A 15,621-nucleotide genomic window follows, 5' to 3' on the forward strand; every position below is an offset into this window, starting at 1 on the left:
CGCGAACTTGATTGATCTTTCTTCCTTAGGCTGACGCCATTCCTCAACACCGGGCATTTTACCTTTGATGTGACGGTGCTAGGGCGGGCAGCGTGAACAGTATTCGCCAATGGGGCCTCGTGGCCGAGCGCTCCTTCGCACGCATCGTCGTGACGTTGGTGGGCCTTGGATTTCTAGCGGTCCTGGTCGCCGGGATCGGTGCGCTGCTGGTGATGCTGCGCAGCGAGGAGCACACTCGCTGGGTCAATCACACCTACATGGTGGAGCGGCACGTCAGCGGCATCCGCCTGTCACTGGAAGAGATGCGCAGCGCCAGGCGCGGCATGTTGCTGGGCCGCGCGGGCGGCGCGGCGGCCTATGACGCGGCGCGGCGGCATCTCGACGCGGAGATCGCCAGTGCGGAACGCCTGACCCAAGACAACATCGTGCAACAGGCCAATGTGCGCGAACTGCGCGGCGAAGCGAACGTGCTGGATACGCAATACCGCGAGGCGTTGCGCGGTGACGAGACGGCGCATCTGGACGAATTGGCCCGGCAACAGACCGCGATCCGGCTGATCGCCTTGGCCAACCGCATGCTCGCGGAAGAGCGTGGTTTGATGAAGGATCGGGCGGAGGCTCAGCAGGCTACGCTGCGCATGTTCTATGCGATTCTGGGTGTCGCGGGCGTGCTGCTGTTGTTCGTTGGCGGAGCATCGATCCTGATCATCGTTCGCTACACGCGCGATCTTTCCCACACCCGTGACGAATTGCGCGCGCTCAACACCAATCTGGAAGGTGCGGTGCGCGTTCGAACAGAGGACTTGCAGCGCGCCAACGACGAGATTCAGCGCTTCGCCTACATCGTCAGCCACGATTTGCGTGCCCCCTTGGTTAACGTGATGGGCTTCACGTCCGAGCTGGAGGCGGCTTTGCGCCCGCTCTCGCAGTTGCTGGAGCAGGTGGAGGCCACCAACCCCGCGCTCGTGTCCGCCGATGCCCGGCTGGCGGTGAAGGAAGACTTGCCCGAAGCACTCGGCTTCATTCGTGCCTCGACGCAGAAGATGGACCGGCTGATCAACGCCATCCTGCGCTTATCGCGCGAAGGGCGGCGCAACATCGCCCCCGATGATGTGCCGTTGACGCCGCTGGCCGAAGGCATCGTCGACGGTATCCGCCATCTGGTGGATGAGCGCGGGGCGCAGATCACCGTCCAGCCGGACATGCCCACGATCTTCACCGATCGGCTGGCATTGGAGCAAGTGGTTTCGAACCTGGTGGAAAATGCGCTGAAATATCTGCAGCCCTCTCGTCCCGGCCAGATCGCAATCTTGGCGGAGGAAGCCGCTGGCCGCATCCGCATTCGGATCCAGGACAATGGCCGCGGTATCGACCCGCGCGATCATGAACGGATCTTCGATCTGTTCCGGCGCTCTGGCGTGCAGGACCAGCAGGGTGAAGGGATCGGGCTGGCGCATGTGCGGACATTGGCTTATCGGCTGGGCGGAACGATCGGCGTCACTTCGCAACTGGGCGAGGGGGCGACGTTCACCATAGATTTGCCGGCCCGGTACGAGGGTGACAAGGAACGGTTAGCATGACGACGGAACGCGCGGTCAACATCGTGATGATCGAGGATGACGAAGGCCACGCCCGTCTGATCGAGAAGAATATCCGCCGCGCCGGGATCAGCAACACGGTGCACCATTTCCTCGACGGCACGTCGGCGCTGCACTTTCTGTACGAGGACCCCAATGGACCGGTGCACAATGGACCGTCGCTGATCCTGCTGGACCTTAACTTGCCGGACATGAGCGGCACCGACATCCTGGCGCGCATCAAGGCCGAGAACAGTCCGCTCAAGCGCGCGCCCGTCGTGGTGCTGACCACCACCGACGACAAGGTGGAAATCCAGCGCTGCTACGATCTGGGCTGCAACGTCTACATCACCAAGCCTGTGAATTATGAAAGCTTCGCGGACGCTATCAAGCAATTAGGATTGTTCCTGTCCGTCATTCAGGTCCCCGATCCGGAAGCTTCATGATCGACAACCGGGCCGCGATACTCTACATCGACGATGACGAAGGCCTGCGACGGTTGACGCAGCGGGCGCTGGAGCGGCGCGGCTATATGGTCACCACGGCGGCCAGTGGCGATGAGGGCATCGCGGCGGCGTGCGACCGGGCGTTCGATCTGGTGGCTGTGGATCACTACATGCCCGGCAAAGACGGGCTGGAGACGCTGCGGGACTTGCAGGCGCTCGATCCGGCGCCGCCGGTCATCTATGTGACCGGTTCGGATGAAAGCCGGCTGGCCGTCGCCGCGCTGAAGGCGGGCGCGATGGACTATGTGGTGAAGACCGCAGATGCCGACTATTTCGACCTTCTGGTGGAAGCGGTGGATCAAGCCTTGGCGAATGTTCGGCTGCGGCGCGAGCATGCTTCCAGCGAACAGCAGTTGCGGGCGGCGAATGACCGTTTGCAATCCCTGCTGAAGGAAGTGAATCACCGCGTCGCGAACAGTCTGCAGTTGGTTTCCGCGCTTGTCGGCATGCAGGCGCGGCTGGTGACGGACAAGGCTGCCTTCGCCGCCTTGGCCGACACCGAGCGCCGCGTGGCCGCGATCGCGCAAGTCCACCGCCGCCTCTACACGTCGGATAGCGTGGAGACGGTCGACATGGCGGATTATCTGGGTTCGCTGGTGGCGGAACTGGGCGAAACCTGGTCCACACCTACCGCACCGCGCAATATCACGCTGGTTGCAGAGCCCTTGCAGCTCGCTACCGACCGCGCGGTGGCGCTGGGGGTAGTGGTGAACGAATTGGTCACCAACGCCTGCAAATACGCTTACCAGCCCGAAGTCGGCGGTGCGGTGCGGGTGCGGCTCCATGCGGATACACCGGAAAGCTATTGCCTGGTGGTGGAGGATGACGGCTGTGGTCCGCCACAATCGGGGCTGGTGAAAGGCACCGGGCTGGGTTCCAAGATCGTGGGCGCAATGGCTTCGACGCTTCGGGCGGAAGTCAGCTATCAGGGCGCCAATCCGGGCCTGCGCGCCACGCTGCGCGCGCCATTGCACTAAACGGGCGCTTCGTAGCGGGTGGCTTAGCGGAACACGCAGAACCAGCGTATCCCAACGATCATCACGGGTGCCCGAAGGCAAGGTTCTATACTGTTTCGTGAAACTGCTGGTGCGGTCAAGAAGACTCGAACTTCCACGGGCTTTCGCCCACAACGACCTCAACGTTGCGCGTCTACCAATTCCGCCATGACCGCTAAATCACCGAGTTGGCCGAAGCCGTTCCGGGGCAGGAGCGCGCCATTAGCAAAGCGATCCGTCCCCGGCAAGTGCGATGGCGATTGTTTTATCGCCAAGGAGAAATCAGGAAGGCTTCCAGCCGATCTCAGCCGATTTTGCGGACTTGGGCACATCCGTCACCGCCTCGTTGATGGTGATCGTCTCCCCAGGGGCCAGCTGGCGCTTGGGCGGGACGACTTCCCAGCTGTAGACGATCCGATCGCGCGCATCGCGCAGCACGATCAGGATCGTGGGGACGTAACGCGTTTCCCGTCCGATGTTGCTGACAGTGCCGCTGGCTCCGAAATACTCCGTGCCGTTTGGCAGGGTGCGTCGATCCTGTCGCTTGGGCGGGAAATCCAGCGTCAGGTCCTGCTGCGCCTGGGCGAACGTGGGACGGGCGACCGGCACCCAATCGGGCAGGCCAGCCCAGGCGACTACGCCTGCCAGACCAAGCGTCACCACGGCAAAGACGATGGCGGCGGCCATGCCGATCTTTGCCCAGTTGCGCCGGGGGCGGAACGGTGGCGCAAAATCGAAGCGGGACGGGCCTTCGTCTGAAAACTGGCTAATACTCGTATCGTCGTACCGGCTGGGCCGCGGCGAAGCTGCCGCTTCGGCCGAGGGCGCAACGTCTCCAGGCGCGTCAGCCACGGTGGCTGCAGGCTCTGGCAACGGGCTTTCCGGCGCCGATGCTGCGGCAACGCCCGCAGGCGCGCCTTCCAATGCCGGTCCGTCCTGGAACCAGCTGTGGCGGCATTTGGCGCAACGGACCGTGCGCCCTTCGACGCCGATTGCGCTGTCCGGGACCGCATAGCGCGTGGCGCAGGCAGGGCAGGCGATGATCATGGTCAGGCGACTAGACACGGGACTTGCGTTTGCGACAAGCCGGTGACCGTCTTGATCACGCTCGGAAGCGATTTTTTCCACATTCATCGCTTGTTGCACCCATGTTGATCGGGAGAGATGCGTAACCGATTGCTACCGGATGCGTCGTTCGTCTTGCCTGCGCCCCGGTTTAGCGCCTACCGCAGTCGCCGCGATGGAGCGTAAGACGAAGCGATGACGGGCAAGGCTGAGAGCGAAATCGTTCATTTCGACAACGTCGGCCTACGCTACGACCATGATCGCGAGGTGTTGAGCGATCTGTCGTTCACGCTGTTTGGTGGCACTTTTTATTTTCTGACCGGGGCGAGCGGAGCGGGGAAGACCTCGCTGCTGCGCCTGCTGTACCTTGCCCAGCGCCCTTCACGCGGGGTGGTGCGCATGTTCGGCAAGGACGCGATCACGATGCCGCGCAGCGGTCTGCCCGCCTTGCGCCGCCGGATCGGCGTGGTGTTCCAGGATTTCCGGCTGGTGCCGCATTTGTCCGCGTTCGACAACGTGGCCCTGCCGCTGCGGGTGGCGGGCTTCAGCGAGCGTGATATCGCCGGGCCGGTGGGCGATATCCTGGAGTGGGTGGGGCTGGCCGATCGCAAGACGGCGTTTCCCGCCGCGCTCTCGGGCGGAGAGCAGCAGCGCATCGCCATCGCGCGCGCCGTGATCGCACGGCCCGACATGCTGGTGGCGGACGAGCCGACGGGCAACGTCGACCCCGACATGGGCCTGAAGCTGATCCGATTGTTCGAATTGTTGAACCGCCAGGGCACGACCATCGTGGTCGCGACGCACGACATGCAGCTGCTGCGTAAGGTGCCCAGCGCCCTGATCATGCGGCTGGACAAGGGTCGATTATCGGACCCGACCGGGGCCCTGCGCTATCCCCCCAGGACGCCCGCATGAAGGCGCGCGCTCGCAAGAATGCCGGGATCGCCCGGGGGCGGCGATTGTTCGCCGGGGCCGAGGCGAAGTTCGTGCCGCAAGCGCGCTTGTCCGGACCGATGCCGTGGGTAATCGCGATCATGGTGGCGATGACGGCGATCGCGCTGGCCGCAGGGCTCGCCCTTGGCAACACGGTGACAAGCGCGACTGCGGAAATTTCCGGCGGCGTGACGGTGCAAGTGGTGGAGCCGCGCGAAGACGTGCGTCAGCAGGAAGCGGCTCGTGCGCTGGACGCGCTGAAGGGCGAATCGGCGATCGCCAGCATGCGCCTGGTACCGCAGGAAGAACTGGACGCGCTGGTATCGCCTTGGCTGGGCGGCGGCGTGGATGTGACGGTCGGCATCGGCGTGCCCGTGCCCGCGCTGATCGACGTGCGCCTGAAGCAGGCGGCGACACCCGAGCGCATCGCCGCGATTCGCCGTGCGCTGGCGCCCGCAGCCCCGTCCGCGCGGGTGGACGCGCAAGCGGAGTGGCTGAAGCCGGTGTTCGATGCGATCGTCTCGTTGCAATGGTTGGCGCTGGTGCTGGTGGCATTGCTGGCCATGGCGCTTTCGGCTGCCGTGCTGCTCGCGGCCCGTTCGGCGCTGGGGGCCAACCGCGATACAATCGAGATCGTCCACTTGCTGGGAGGTACGGACGCGCAGATCGCCCGGGTGTTCCAGCGCTCGCTGGGTGTGGACGCGGCGGGCGGTGGGCTGGTCGGGCTGCTGCTGGCGGGGATTGTGATCGTGGTCCTGGGCCGCCGGTTCGCTGGGCTGAGCGCCGGACTGGTCAGCAGCGGGGCGCTGGTGTGGAGCGATTGGCTGCTGCTGGTGCTCGTGCCGCTGCTGGCGACCGCGCTGGCGATGATCACTGCCCGACTGACGGTGATGCATGCCTTGCGCAAGATGCTATAAGTAGCATTCCATGTTTCGCCGCATCGCCGCCTTCCTGCTCCTGATCTGGCTTTTCGGCTTCCTATGGTTTGCCGTGTCCCTGCCGCGTCCCGCCGGGATGGAGCGGACTGACGCTGTGATCGTACTCACCGGTGGGCCCGGGCGCATCCCCCATGCGCTGAACGTGGTCCGCCGTGGGCTGGCCCCGCGCCTGCTGGTGTCCGGCGTCGATCCCGAAGTTCTGCCGCGCGAATTCATGCGCGAATACGAGGTGCCCGCGCCAATGATGCGTTGCTGCGTCACGCTGGGCTACCGTGCGTTCGACACACGCTCCAACGCGGTGGAGGCGGCAAACTGGCTCAGGGCCCGCAAGGCGCGCACCGTACGCCTCGTCACTACGGACTGGCATATGCGCCGCGCCGCCTATGAACTGGGTCGCGAACTGCCGTCCGGCACAGTGATGCTGCGCGATGCGGTTCGCAGCCACCCCTCGCTGGAGGTCTTGTTCCTGGAATATCACAAGCTGCTGGCGCGCTACGTGATCGATACCTGGCAGAAGTGGCGGGGGGCATGATTCCGGTTGTCCACGTGCTGCGCAGCCTGGTGTTCTACCTGATCTTCTACATCGGGACGCTGGGTTATGTGCTGGCCTCGCTGACGGCGCTGCCTTTTAGTCGGAGCGGGTTCCAGACGGCGGTGCGTGGCTGGTCTCGCTATCACCGGCTCTGCACGCGCTGGTTACTGGGGATTCGCGTCGTGATCGAAGGCGATCTCCCCCAGTCTCATTTCCTGGTGGCTATTAAGCATGAGAGCTTCTTCGAAGCGATCGACCTGCCCAATCTGTTACCGCTGCCCGCCGTCATCGCCAAGGCCGAACTTTTGCGCATCCCGCTGTGGGGCCAGGCGGCCAGCGCTTATGGCCTGATCGGCGTGGAACGTGACAACGGCGCAAAGGCCCTGCGTGCGATGCTGGTTGAAGCGCGCAAGCTGGTGGCCGAGGGGCGGGTGCTGGCGATTTTCCCGGAAGGCACGCGGGTTCCGCACGACACCGCACCGCCGCTCGGCGCGGGCTTTGCCGGGCTCTACAAGCTGCTGGGATTGCCCGTGGTGCCGATCGCGGTGGACAGCGGTCCGCTCTATCACCGCTGGTGGAAAAGGCCCGGCACCATCACCGTTCGCGTGGGCGAGACCATCCCGACCGGCCTTAAGCGCGACGAAATCGAGCAGCGGGTGACCGCGGCGATCAACGCATTGAACCCCCAGACGGCAATCAGGCCGGGAACACCTTGACCGACTGGTTGCGGTATTGGACGTCGCCGAAGCTGGTGAGGAACGACACGTCGGCGGCATCGCGCCCGACGCCGATCTTGGCCATCATATCAGGGCTCGACATGCCGGTGGCGTCGACCATGTACCAGGTGTTGTCCAGGAACACCTCGGCCACCGCATGGAAGTCTTGTGGTTCCACGCCCAGGCCATAGACGCTGCAGAACCGCGCCGGAATCGCACTGGCGCGGGCCATTGTGATAATCAGGTGCGCAAAATCGCGGCAGACTCCCCGGCGACCGTTATAGGTGTCCATCGCCTCCGTGGATGAGGTGGAGCTGCCCGCCTCGTACGTGATGTGGCGATAGATCCAGTCCTGCATCGCGGCGATCCGCGCCCCACCGTCCAGATGGCCGAACAGTTCGGCGACGATCGGCTGGAATTCATCGGAATCGCAGTAACGTGAGGGGAGTATGTACTCGATCGTCTCACCTGGCAGACGATGCGGCGGAACCGCCCGCAGGCTCGCGATGTCGGCGGTGAGCCGGTTGATCTCGACTACGGCGTTGTAGCGGACCCTCAGATGGCCCTGCATGCGCACCCATATGCGATCGCCGATGGTGTCATGACCCGGGATGCGGGCGAAGTGCTGGACCGGTGGCAGGTCGATATGGGCGCTGATCACGCGCTGCTCCGGGATGATGGCGGCTTCCAGCTGCAGCAGGAGGTCGGCATCTTCCGGAACGTCATAATCTAGTTCGGTCGAGATCGCGAGTTTCATGGGAAGGAGGCACCTTGGGCGTGAGGCTGGCCTGCCTCAAACCTTTGAAAAGGAAGAATGGATCCGGTTGCCCGAAGGTGATTTCAGTCTGCGGCCGAACTGTGGTCCGCCCGTCCGAAATCAGGCCGGGCATCGTCCTGCCCTTCCTCGATGATGGAGCGGCGCGTCGCGCGGGTGCGGGCGAAGTGATTGAACAGCGTCTCGCCATCGCCGATGCGGATCGCCCGCTGCAGCGCCGTCAGGTCCTCGGTGAATCGCTGCAGCATCGTCAGCACAGCATCCTTGTTGGACAGAAATACGTCGCGCCACATCGTAGGGTCGGAGGCGGCGATGCGGGTGAAATCCCGGAAACCACCGGCGGAATACTTGATGACCTCGGACTGGGTCACTTCCTCCAGGTCGGATGCGGTGCCGACGATGGTATAGGCGATCAAGTGCGGCAAGTGGCTGGTCACGGCCAGCACAAGATCGTGGTGCTCCGGATCCATAATTTCCACGTTCGCGCCCAGCGCTTCCCAGAACGCCACCAGTTCTGAAAGCTTGACCAAGTTGGTCTGGGGCGGGGGTGTGACGATGCACCAGCGGTTGCGGAACAGTTCGGCAAACCCGGCATCCGCGCCGGAGTTCTCGGTGCCGGCCACGGGGTGCGCGGGGATGACGGTGTGGCCGGGCAACGCCTCTGCCAGCGCCTTGGCCACCACCTGCTTGCTGGAACCGACGTCGCTGACCAGTGCGTGAGCGGGCAGGGCTTCGCGCACCTTTTCCGCCGCCATGCCCATCGCGCCCAGGGGCACGCAGAAGATGACCAGATCGCAGCCCGCCACCGCCTCCGAGGCGGTTTCGCAAACCGTCTGCACCAGCCGCCGTTCGGCCGCGCGGGCGCGGGTGGCGGGATCGCGGTCATATCCGGTGGTGATCACGCCGGGCAGGCAAGCTTGGACCGCCAGGCCGATCGAGCCGCCTTGCAGGCCCAGGCCGATAATGGCGACGTGTTGGAAGCTCATGCCCCGTGAGCCCCTCTCGCGCCCGGCCGCTTCACTTCGCGGCCTCGGCCATTTCGCGCAGGCCGTTCAGGATCGCATCCATGTCCTCGCTCTTGCCGATGGTGAAGCGCAAGGCCTGCGGCAGACCCTGTCCCGGTAGCCAGCGCACGATGTAGCCGCGCTCTGCCAGGCCGTTGAAGGCCGCTTCGGCGGTAAGCGTGCCGTCGAACAGGACTAGGACGAAGTTCGCCTCGCTTGGCAGGGCACGCAGCCCGTGGTTGCCCATAGATTCGATGGCTGCAACAAATCGCCCGCGCTCCGCCAGGTTGTGATCATGGCTGCGCTGGATGAAGGCGGTGTCTTCCAGCGCGGCGACCGCCATCGCCTGACCGGTGCCCGAGACGTTGAACGGGCCGCGAATACGGTTCAGCGTGGCGACCAGGCCCGGCGCGCCGGTGGCCCAGCCTATCCGCTCGCCTGCAAGGCCATAGGCTTTCGAAAAGGTGCGGGTGACCAGCACGTTCTCATGCGCCAGCGCCAGCGCCAGCGCGCCATCCTCGTCGGCGGGCGCCACGTATTCGCCATAGGCCTGGTCGATCACCAGTACCACGTCGGCGGGCAGGGCGGCATGCAGCCGCGCGATCTCGCCCTTGGGCAGGTAGGAGCCGGTCGGGTTGTTGGGGTTGGCGATGAACACGACCCGCGTCCGCTCCGTCACCAGCGCCAGCAGCGCGTCGACATCGGTGCCATAGTCCTTGTCGGGCGCGACGATCGGCGTCGCGCCGCAGCGGCGGGCGGCGATGTCATAGACCGAGAAGCCATAGCGGACATAGATCACTTCGTCGCCCGGTCCGGCATAGCCCTGCGCGGCGAGGTTCAGCAGTTCGTCCGAACCGGTGCCCATCACGATCCGGGCGGGATCGATCCCGTGCATCTCGCCCAGCTTGGCCCGCAAGGCCTTGCTGTCGGGGTCCGGATAAAGCGAGGGTGCCTGCGCCTTGGCTGCGATCGCCTGCGGGCTGGTGCCCAGCGGGTTCTCGTTGGCGGAAAGCTTGATCAGGGGCCGTCCGTCCGCGCCGGTCGATTTGCCCGGGACATAGGCATGGATAGCCTCGATCCAGGACTTGGGTTCCGGAGTGCGGCGGCGATTGGGTGTATCGGTCATGACCGGCGGCCTTTAGCGCGTATGTGCGCGATTGGCACCCCCGCGATCTGATCGAAAATCATCCGCGCGTGGTGGTGCATCATTCGTTCGTCGCAGGCGGGTAAAGGCGCATGTCTCTTCCCTGCTCACGCTCCACATTGACACAGGCAGCCTGCTCCCCCACTTCACCCGGTCACCATGGCTACCGCCCCGATCATCGATGCCAGCAAGGCGCTGACCTTGCCCGAGCCGCTGCCGCTGGATAGCGGGCGTAGCCTGGACGGGGTGCGCATCGCCTATGAAAGCTACGGCACGCTCAATGCCGCGCGGGACAATGCGATCCTGGTCACCCATGCGCTGACCGGGGACCATCACCTCGCCAGCCCGCATCCCAAGACCGGCAAGCCAGGCTGGTGGGTGCGCATGGTCGGCCCCGGCAAGCCGATCGATACGAACCGCTTCTTCGTCGTTTGCGCCAATGTGCTGGGAAGCTGCATGGGCACCACCGGCCCCGCCTCGATCGCGCCCGATGGCAAGCCGTGGGGCATGCGCTTTCCCGTGATCACCATCCGCGACATGGTGCGCGGGCATGTGACTTTGCTGGACTCGCTGGGCATCCAGACGCTGCACGCCGTTGTCGGCGGATCGATGGGCGGAATGCAGGCGCTCAGTCTGGCGGCGAACTTCAAGGATCGCGCGAAGGCCTTTCTCGTGATCGCCTCCACCGCGCGGCATTCGGCGCAGAATATCGCCTTCCACGAAGTAGGTCGCCAAGCGATCATGGCCGATCCCGCCTGGCGCGAGGGGGACTATTATTCCTACGGAAAAGGTCCGGAGAAGGGCCTGTCCGTGGCGCGTATGGCCGCGCACATCACCTATTTGTCCGAAGCCGGATTGACCGAGAAGTTCGGCCGTCGTTTGCAGGATCGCGCGGAGAAAACCTTCGGCTTCGACGCCGATTTCCAAGTCGAGAGCTATTTGCGCTATCAGGGCCTGTCCTTCACCGACCGGTTTGATGCCAACGCCTATCTCTACATCACGCGCGCGATGGACTATTTTGATCTCGCCGAGGAGCATGGCGGGATGCTGGCCAATGCCTTCGCGGGTAGCAGGGCGCGCTTTTGCCTGGTCAGCTTCGATACCGACTGGCTCTACCCCACCGCGGAATCGCGCAATGTCGCCCATGCGCTGACGGCTGCGGGCTTGCCGGTTAGCTTCGTGGAGCTTTCCGCGCCATTCGGGCACGACTCGTTTCTGCTCGATGTGCCAGCACTTGACCGGGTAGTCGCAGGCTTTCTGGGTGAAGCGCGATGATCGACGCGATGATCGACTTGTCGGACGATCCCTCGCGCATCGATGGCGATCGCGTGCATGGCTGGTTGACCACCAGCTACTGGACGCCCGGCATCGCGCGCGACCGGGTGGCGAAGCAGATCGCCGGTTCGCATTGTCTGGGGGCCTATCATCCCCAACACGGGCAGGTCGGCTTTGCCCGCGTCATCTCCGACCGGGCGAGCTTCGCCTGGATTGCTGACGTCTGGGTGGACGAAGCGGTGCGTGGGCAGGGTATCGGTCGCCGGCTGGTGCGCTGGTTCCTAGACCATCCGGACTATGCCACCGTGCGGCGCTTCGCCCTCGTCACCGCTGACGCGCATGGCGTCTATGCCGGGTTGGGATTTCACGCGCCGCTAAAGCCGGAACGTTACATGGAGCGGCTGTCTGCAGAGTTCGCCGATCTCTTGGGGGCCCGGGTGGAACCGGCATGATGACGCTACGTCCAGATCTGGCGGTGATCGCCGACAATGTCGCGTCGGGCGCGCGTATCCTCGATGTCGGCTGCGGCGATGGCGCGCTGCTCGCCGCGCTGCGTGACCAGAAGGGCTGCGATGCACGCGGGATGGAGATTGACGCGGCAAACGTCGCCGAATGCGTCGCGCGGGGGCTGTCGGTGATCCAGGGCGATGCGGACAAGGACTTGGCGTTCTTTCCCGAGGCTTCCGTCGATTACGCCATTCTCAGTCAGACGTTGCAGACAACCATGAGGCCCGATCAGGTGCTGGAACAGCTGCTCAGGATCGGCCGCCGTGCCTTCGTAAGCTTTCCCAACTTCGCGCATTGGAAGGTGCGCACGTCCCTGTTGTGGACCGGCCGCATGCCGGTGACGCGGTTGCTACCCGTCGCGTGGTACGAAACGCCCAATATTCACCACGCGACCGTAAACGATTTTCGGGACATGGTGAAAGCGCGCGGCATCAAGGTGGAGCAAGCCTGGTTCCTGCGCGGCGACCGCCAATGCAGCGCCGCCGCCGCCAGCTTCCGCGCCGAACACGCGGTGTTCCTCCTCTCCCGCTAAGGGACGCGCAAGCTGCCCCACGAACGGAGTGGATCGCGAAGGCCGGCCACCACTCGATTTCGAGTTCGCCTAAGCCGTCACCGCCAGCACACTGTCATCGCGGGCAAGCACCCATAAGCTCAGCCCCGCAGCCGCCGCGCGGGAGACCGCCATGCTGGTCGGCAGCGATACCGTGACAAGGGTGGTCGCGCCCGCCTTCACCGCCTTTTCGACGATCTCGTAGCTGCAGCGCGCGGTGGATAGGATGAAGCCGGGGGACAGCGCCAGGCCGGCCCGTGCCCGCGCGCCGATCAGCTTATCCAGCGCATTATGCCGCCCGACATCCTCCCGCACACAGGCGATCCGGCCGTCGGCTTCGGCATAGGCGGCGGCATGGGCGGCGTTCGTCTCGCGGCCAAGCGGTTGATGGTCACGCAGAGCAGCAAGAGCACGGAAAATCACAGCGCCGGACAATGGCTCGTGCGGGGCGACAGCGGGCAGGGGGCGGGCCACAACCTCCAGATTGTCGATCCCGCACAAGCCACAGCTCGATTCCGCCACCCGCGCCCGCACTCGCTCACTTAGCTTGTCCGCGCCAAGCCCCTCTATCATGGTGCGCACCACCCAGCCGTTCTCGACCTCGGCAATCGCAAGGTCGGCGATCTGATGGGGATCGGAGACCAGGCCTTCGCAGATGGCAAAGCCGGTGGCGAAATCCTCCAGATCTCGCGGTGTCGCCATCATCACGGCATAGGCCAGGCCGTTAAACTCCAGCGCCACGGGGACTTCGGGCACCCAGGTCCGCGCGATCGGGCGGACACTTCCGTCCGCCGCATGTTCCAGGATCGGCATCGCCTCAGGTTAGCATCAGATGCCGTGGTAGACGCAAAGCTTGTTGCCATCCGGATCACGCATATAGGCGCCGAACGCGCCGCCTGCCTGGGGCTTTGCCTCGGGCTGCCCCTCATCCTGGCCGCCTTGCGCCATCCCAGCCGCGTGCCAGGCGGAGACCGCTTCGGCACTCGGCGCGGCGAAAACGATCGTGGCTCCATTGGCGGGGACGGCGGCCGCCTGATCACGTGGCGTACCAAAAAGGAAGTTCTGCCCGCCGGGCAGCGCGTACATCACGATCGAGGCGCCCTCGGGCTGAACTCCGGCACTCACGCCCAGCGCTTCAAACGTAGCGTCGTAGAAACGGCGCGATCGGTCCAGATCGTTCGATCCCACTCGCATGCCCTTCAGCATCGCACTTTCCCTCTTTGACGTTGGTTTCGCGGGGGTCGTCATGTCGGTTCGGACCGGTGAGGTCAATTGCCCCTGCTTTGGCCGTACCAACACGCCAGACGTAACGCGCGCCCACCTGCCGACTTATCCACCAAACGCCCCGCCCGGCGCTGGCACAACGCTGGACGCCTTCTCGCCACTTTGGCATCCGGAAAGGATGTGGCACCTCTATCAATTCCCGCTTTGCCCGTTCAGCCGCAAGGTTCGCCTGCTGATGAGCGAAAAGGGCATCGCCTACGAACTCCAGACCGAAAAGCCATGGGAGAATCGCGACGGCTTCTTCGCGATGAACCCGGCGGGGCGCGTGCCGGTCCTGCAGGATGAAGAGCGCGGCATAACCTTGTCCGACAGCCGCGCGATCTGCGAATATTTCGAAGAGACGGTGGAGAACAATCAGCTGATCAGCGGCACCGCGCAGCAACGCGCCGAAGTGCGGCGACTGGTGGCGATGTTCGACGAAAATTTCTTCAACGATGTTTCCGGCCCGCTGCTTCACGAGCGCATGAAAAAGCGCCTGGTGCTCCGTCAAGCACCCGATGCGCGGATGCTGCGCGAAGCGATGAAGCTGGCGCACGACTGGCTCGATTATATCGATTACCTGATCGATCATCGCCCCTGGCTGGCAGGTGCGACGATGACCTTGGCAGACCTTGCCGCGGCGGCGCAGATTTCCGTCGCCGATTACCTGGGCGGGATCGACTGGTCCACGCATGAGCCGGCGCGCGGCTGGTACCTTGTGATCAAGAGCCGGCCCAGCTTTCGCCCTTTGCTGTCAGAGCGAATGGAAGTGATCCAGCCGCCGACCCACTACGCCGAAGTCGACGCTTAGCTAGGAAGAGGCGAAACCCAGCCGTTCGTGTCGAGCAAAATCCAGACACGAACGGACATTCTCACCCATAGGCGATCGTCAGAACTTGGGCCCGGGAGCGGGCATTGTGTTCGACTCGTTAAAGCGTCCGGCCTTGCGGAACCGCACCATCCAGCGATCCAGGAACAGCGACAATGGCCGCGGCTCCACGCCCAGTTCGGCAATGCCCGGCTTGCTCGCATTCGCCACGTTGCCCGCCTTCAGCAAGGCCCACTGATCCCGGGAGATTGGCGAAAATGGCACGGACGCGATCGCTCCGGAAACGGCATCGGGAAGCTCGATAAAGGCGCGTTTGCGACATTGCGCCGCCGCGATCCGCTCGTTAAGTTCCAGCATTGTGAGCACTTCGGGCCCGGCGATTTCGTAGGTTTTGCCGCGTGCCGCATCGTTGTCGATGGCATTGGCGATCGCCTCGGCGGCATCGTCCACGAACAGCGGCTGGATACGCGCAGTCGGCCCGAACACGGGGAGGGCAGGCGCCATCGCTATCAGGCGGCCAAACATCATCACGAAATTGTCGTCATCACCGAACAGGATCGAGGGGCGCAGGATCGTGGCGTCTGGAAAAGCGGATAGCACGGCCGCCTCGCCCTCGCCCTTGGTGCGGGCATAGGCCACGTCGGCCTCTGCATCCGCTCCAATCGCCGAGATATGGACGAAGCTATGCACGCCCGCTTCGCGCGCGGCGGTTGCGATCCGCGCCAACCCACGTCCCTGCAAAGCATCTAGGTTGCCCGAAAAAGCGCCCATCAGATTCACCACGGCATCAGAGTCGGCGAACAGGCGGGCCAGGTCGTGCGAGCGGGTGATGTCTAGCGCGATCGACTGCATCTGCCCCAGGTTGCCCAGGGGGCGGATGCGCCAAGCCTTGTTCGGATTACGGCTGACCAACCGCAGCCGCGCCCCGCGTGACAGAAGCTCCTGCGCCAGATGACAGCCGACAAAGCCGGTGCCGCCCAGCACTGTCACTACCTTGCCGCTCAAAGAACCG

At 64.4% G+C, this 15,621-nt stretch carries 18 protein-coding genes and 1 tRNA gene; 11 read left to right on the forward strand and 8 right to left on the reverse strand.

Annotation, left to right across the window (positions count from 1 at the left end):
- Positions 1–92 precede the first annotated feature (92 nt).
- Genes ACHWRX_RS13790 through ACHWRX_RS13800 form a run of 3 tightly spaced genes read left to right on the forward strand, consistent with a single transcriptional unit; the run spans position 93 to position 3,060 of the window.
- The gene (locus ACHWRX_RS13790; protein ID WP_288486046.1) at positions 93–1,580 is read left to right on the forward strand and encodes an ATP-binding protein; all 1,488 of its coding nucleotides are present in this window, start codon (positions 93–95) and stop codon (positions 1,578–1,580) included.
- Positions 1,577–2,023, forward strand: coding sequence for a response regulator (locus ACHWRX_RS13795; RefSeq protein WP_058735775.1), 447 nt, complete (start codon positions 1,577–1,579; stop codon positions 2,021–2,023). Before ACHWRX_RS13790 ends, ACHWRX_RS13795 begins: the two co-directional genes overlap by 4 nt.
- Complete coding sequence (locus ACHWRX_RS13800; protein WP_394659618.1) at positions 2,020–3,060, forward strand: sensor histidine kinase; 1,041 nt, start codon at positions 2,020–2,022, stop codon at positions 3,058–3,060. Before ACHWRX_RS13795 ends, ACHWRX_RS13800 begins: the two co-directional genes overlap by 4 nt.
- A 107-nt stretch (positions 3,061–3,167) precedes the next feature.
- On the opposite strand, the gene ACHWRX_RS13805 is transcribed toward ACHWRX_RS13800, so the two are convergent.
- Both ACHWRX_RS13805 and ACHWRX_RS13810 read right to left on the reverse strand, forming a co-directional pair.
- Positions 3,168–3,254: transfer RNA gene (locus tag ACHWRX_RS13805), tRNA-Leu, on the reverse strand.
- Between the two features lie 106 nt (positions 3,255–3,360).
- Positions 3,361–4,125 (reverse strand): MJ0042-type zinc finger domain-containing protein, encoded by a 765-nt coding sequence (locus ACHWRX_RS13810; protein ID WP_394659625.1) that lies wholly within the window; start codon positions 4,123–4,125, stop codon positions 3,361–3,363.
- 213 nt (positions 4,126–4,338) lie between these two features.
- Between ACHWRX_RS13810 and ftsE the strand changes: the two genes are divergently transcribed.
- The 4 genes from ftsE to ACHWRX_RS13830 are packed head-to-tail and all read left to right on the forward strand — an operon-like array spanning position 4,339 to position 7,262.
- Positions 4,339–5,058 carry a cell division ATP-binding protein FtsE gene (ftsE, locus tag ACHWRX_RS13815; RefSeq protein WP_058735773.1) on the forward strand — a complete coding sequence of 240 codons (720 nt, stop codon included), beginning with the start codon at positions 4,339–4,341 and terminating at the stop codon, positions 5,056–5,058.
- On the forward strand, positions 5,055–5,993 hold the full coding sequence (locus tag ACHWRX_RS13820) for a cell division protein FtsX (protein ID WP_394659619.1): 939 nt from the start codon (positions 5,055–5,057) through the stop codon (positions 5,991–5,993). Before ftsE ends, ACHWRX_RS13820 begins: the two co-directional genes overlap by 4 nt.
- A gap of 10 nt (positions 5,994–6,003) precedes the next feature.
- Positions 6,004–6,546, forward strand: a complete 543-nt coding sequence (locus ACHWRX_RS13825) for a YdcF family protein (protein ID WP_394659620.1) — start codon at positions 6,004–6,006, stop codon at positions 6,544–6,546.
- Complete coding sequence (locus tag ACHWRX_RS13830) at positions 6,543–7,262, forward strand: lysophospholipid acyltransferase family protein (RefSeq protein WP_394659621.1); 720 nt, start codon at positions 6,543–6,545, stop codon at positions 7,260–7,262. The genes ACHWRX_RS13825 and ACHWRX_RS13830 overlap by 4 nt, the downstream gene beginning before the upstream one ends.
- Here ACHWRX_RS13830 and ACHWRX_RS13835 read toward each other — a convergent pair.
- The 3 genes from ACHWRX_RS13835 to hisC form a co-directional block, all read right to left on the reverse strand.
- Positions 7,243–8,019, reverse strand: coding sequence for a transglutaminase family protein (locus ACHWRX_RS13835; RefSeq protein ID WP_394659622.1), 777 nt, complete (start codon positions 8,017–8,019; stop codon positions 7,243–7,245). The genes ACHWRX_RS13830 and ACHWRX_RS13835 overlap by 20 nt on opposite strands.
- 83 nt (positions 8,020–8,102) lie before the next feature.
- Positions 8,103–9,023, reverse strand: coding sequence for a prephenate/arogenate dehydrogenase family protein (locus ACHWRX_RS13840; RefSeq protein WP_183618272.1), 921 nt, complete (start codon positions 9,021–9,023; stop codon positions 8,103–8,105).
- Positions 9,024–9,054: 31 nt separating this feature from the next.
- On the reverse strand, positions 9,055–10,167 hold the full coding sequence (gene hisC / locus ACHWRX_RS13845) for a histidinol-phosphate transaminase (RefSeq protein WP_394659623.1): 1,113 nt from the start codon (positions 10,165–10,167) through the stop codon (positions 9,055–9,057).
- 177 nt (positions 10,168–10,344) lie between these two features.
- Between hisC and ACHWRX_RS13850 the strand changes: the two genes are divergently transcribed.
- From ACHWRX_RS13850 to metW, 3 genes are read left to right on the forward strand one after another with little or no spacing between them, the layout of a single operon-like run.
- Entirely contained in the window at positions 10,345–11,460 is a 1,116-nt protein-coding gene (locus ACHWRX_RS13850) for a homoserine O-acetyltransferase (RefSeq protein WP_058735766.1), read from the forward strand.
- On the forward strand, positions 11,457–11,912 hold the full coding sequence (locus ACHWRX_RS13855; RefSeq protein WP_242867040.1) for a GNAT family N-acetyltransferase: 456 nt from the start codon (positions 11,457–11,459) through the stop codon (positions 11,910–11,912). The genes ACHWRX_RS13850 and ACHWRX_RS13855 overlap by 4 nt, the downstream gene beginning before the upstream one ends.
- Complete coding sequence (gene metW, locus ACHWRX_RS13860; RefSeq protein WP_058735782.1) at positions 11,912–12,499, forward strand: methionine biosynthesis protein MetW; 588 nt, start codon at positions 11,912–11,914, stop codon at positions 12,497–12,499. The genes ACHWRX_RS13855 and metW overlap by 1 nt, the downstream gene beginning before the upstream one ends.
- Before the next feature lie 69 nt (positions 12,500–12,568).
- Here the strand turns inward: metW and fdhD are convergent, their stop codons facing one another.
- Both fdhD and ACHWRX_RS13870 read right to left on the reverse strand, forming a co-directional pair.
- Positions 12,569–13,330, reverse strand: coding sequence for a formate dehydrogenase accessory sulfurtransferase FdhD (gene fdhD, locus ACHWRX_RS13865; protein WP_394659624.1), 762 nt, complete (start codon positions 13,328–13,330; stop codon positions 12,569–12,571).
- A gap of 15 nt (positions 13,331–13,345) precedes the next feature.
- Complete coding sequence (locus tag ACHWRX_RS13870) at positions 13,346–13,723, reverse strand: VOC family protein (RefSeq protein WP_058735764.1); 378 nt, start codon at positions 13,721–13,723, stop codon at positions 13,346–13,348.
- Positions 13,724–13,919: 196 nt separating this feature from the next.
- Here ACHWRX_RS13870 and ACHWRX_RS13875 point away from each other — a divergent pair, with 196 nt between their 5' ends.
- Positions 13,920–14,591, forward strand: coding sequence for a glutathione S-transferase family protein (locus tag ACHWRX_RS13875; protein WP_058735781.1), 672 nt, complete (start codon positions 13,920–13,922; stop codon positions 14,589–14,591).
- Between the two features lie 78 nt (positions 14,592–14,669).
- Here the strand turns inward: ACHWRX_RS13875 and ACHWRX_RS13880 are convergent, their stop codons facing one another.
- Complete coding sequence (locus ACHWRX_RS13880; protein WP_394659626.1) at positions 14,670–15,614, reverse strand: complex I NDUFA9 subunit family protein; 945 nt, start codon at positions 15,612–15,614, stop codon at positions 14,670–14,672.
- Positions 15,615–15,621: the final 7 nt, after the last annotated feature.

Source organism: uncultured Novosphingobium sp. (assembly GCF_964277725.1).
Taxonomy (GTDB): Bacteria; Pseudomonadota; Alphaproteobacteria; order Sphingomonadales; family Sphingomonadaceae; genus Novosphingobium; species Novosphingobium fluoreni.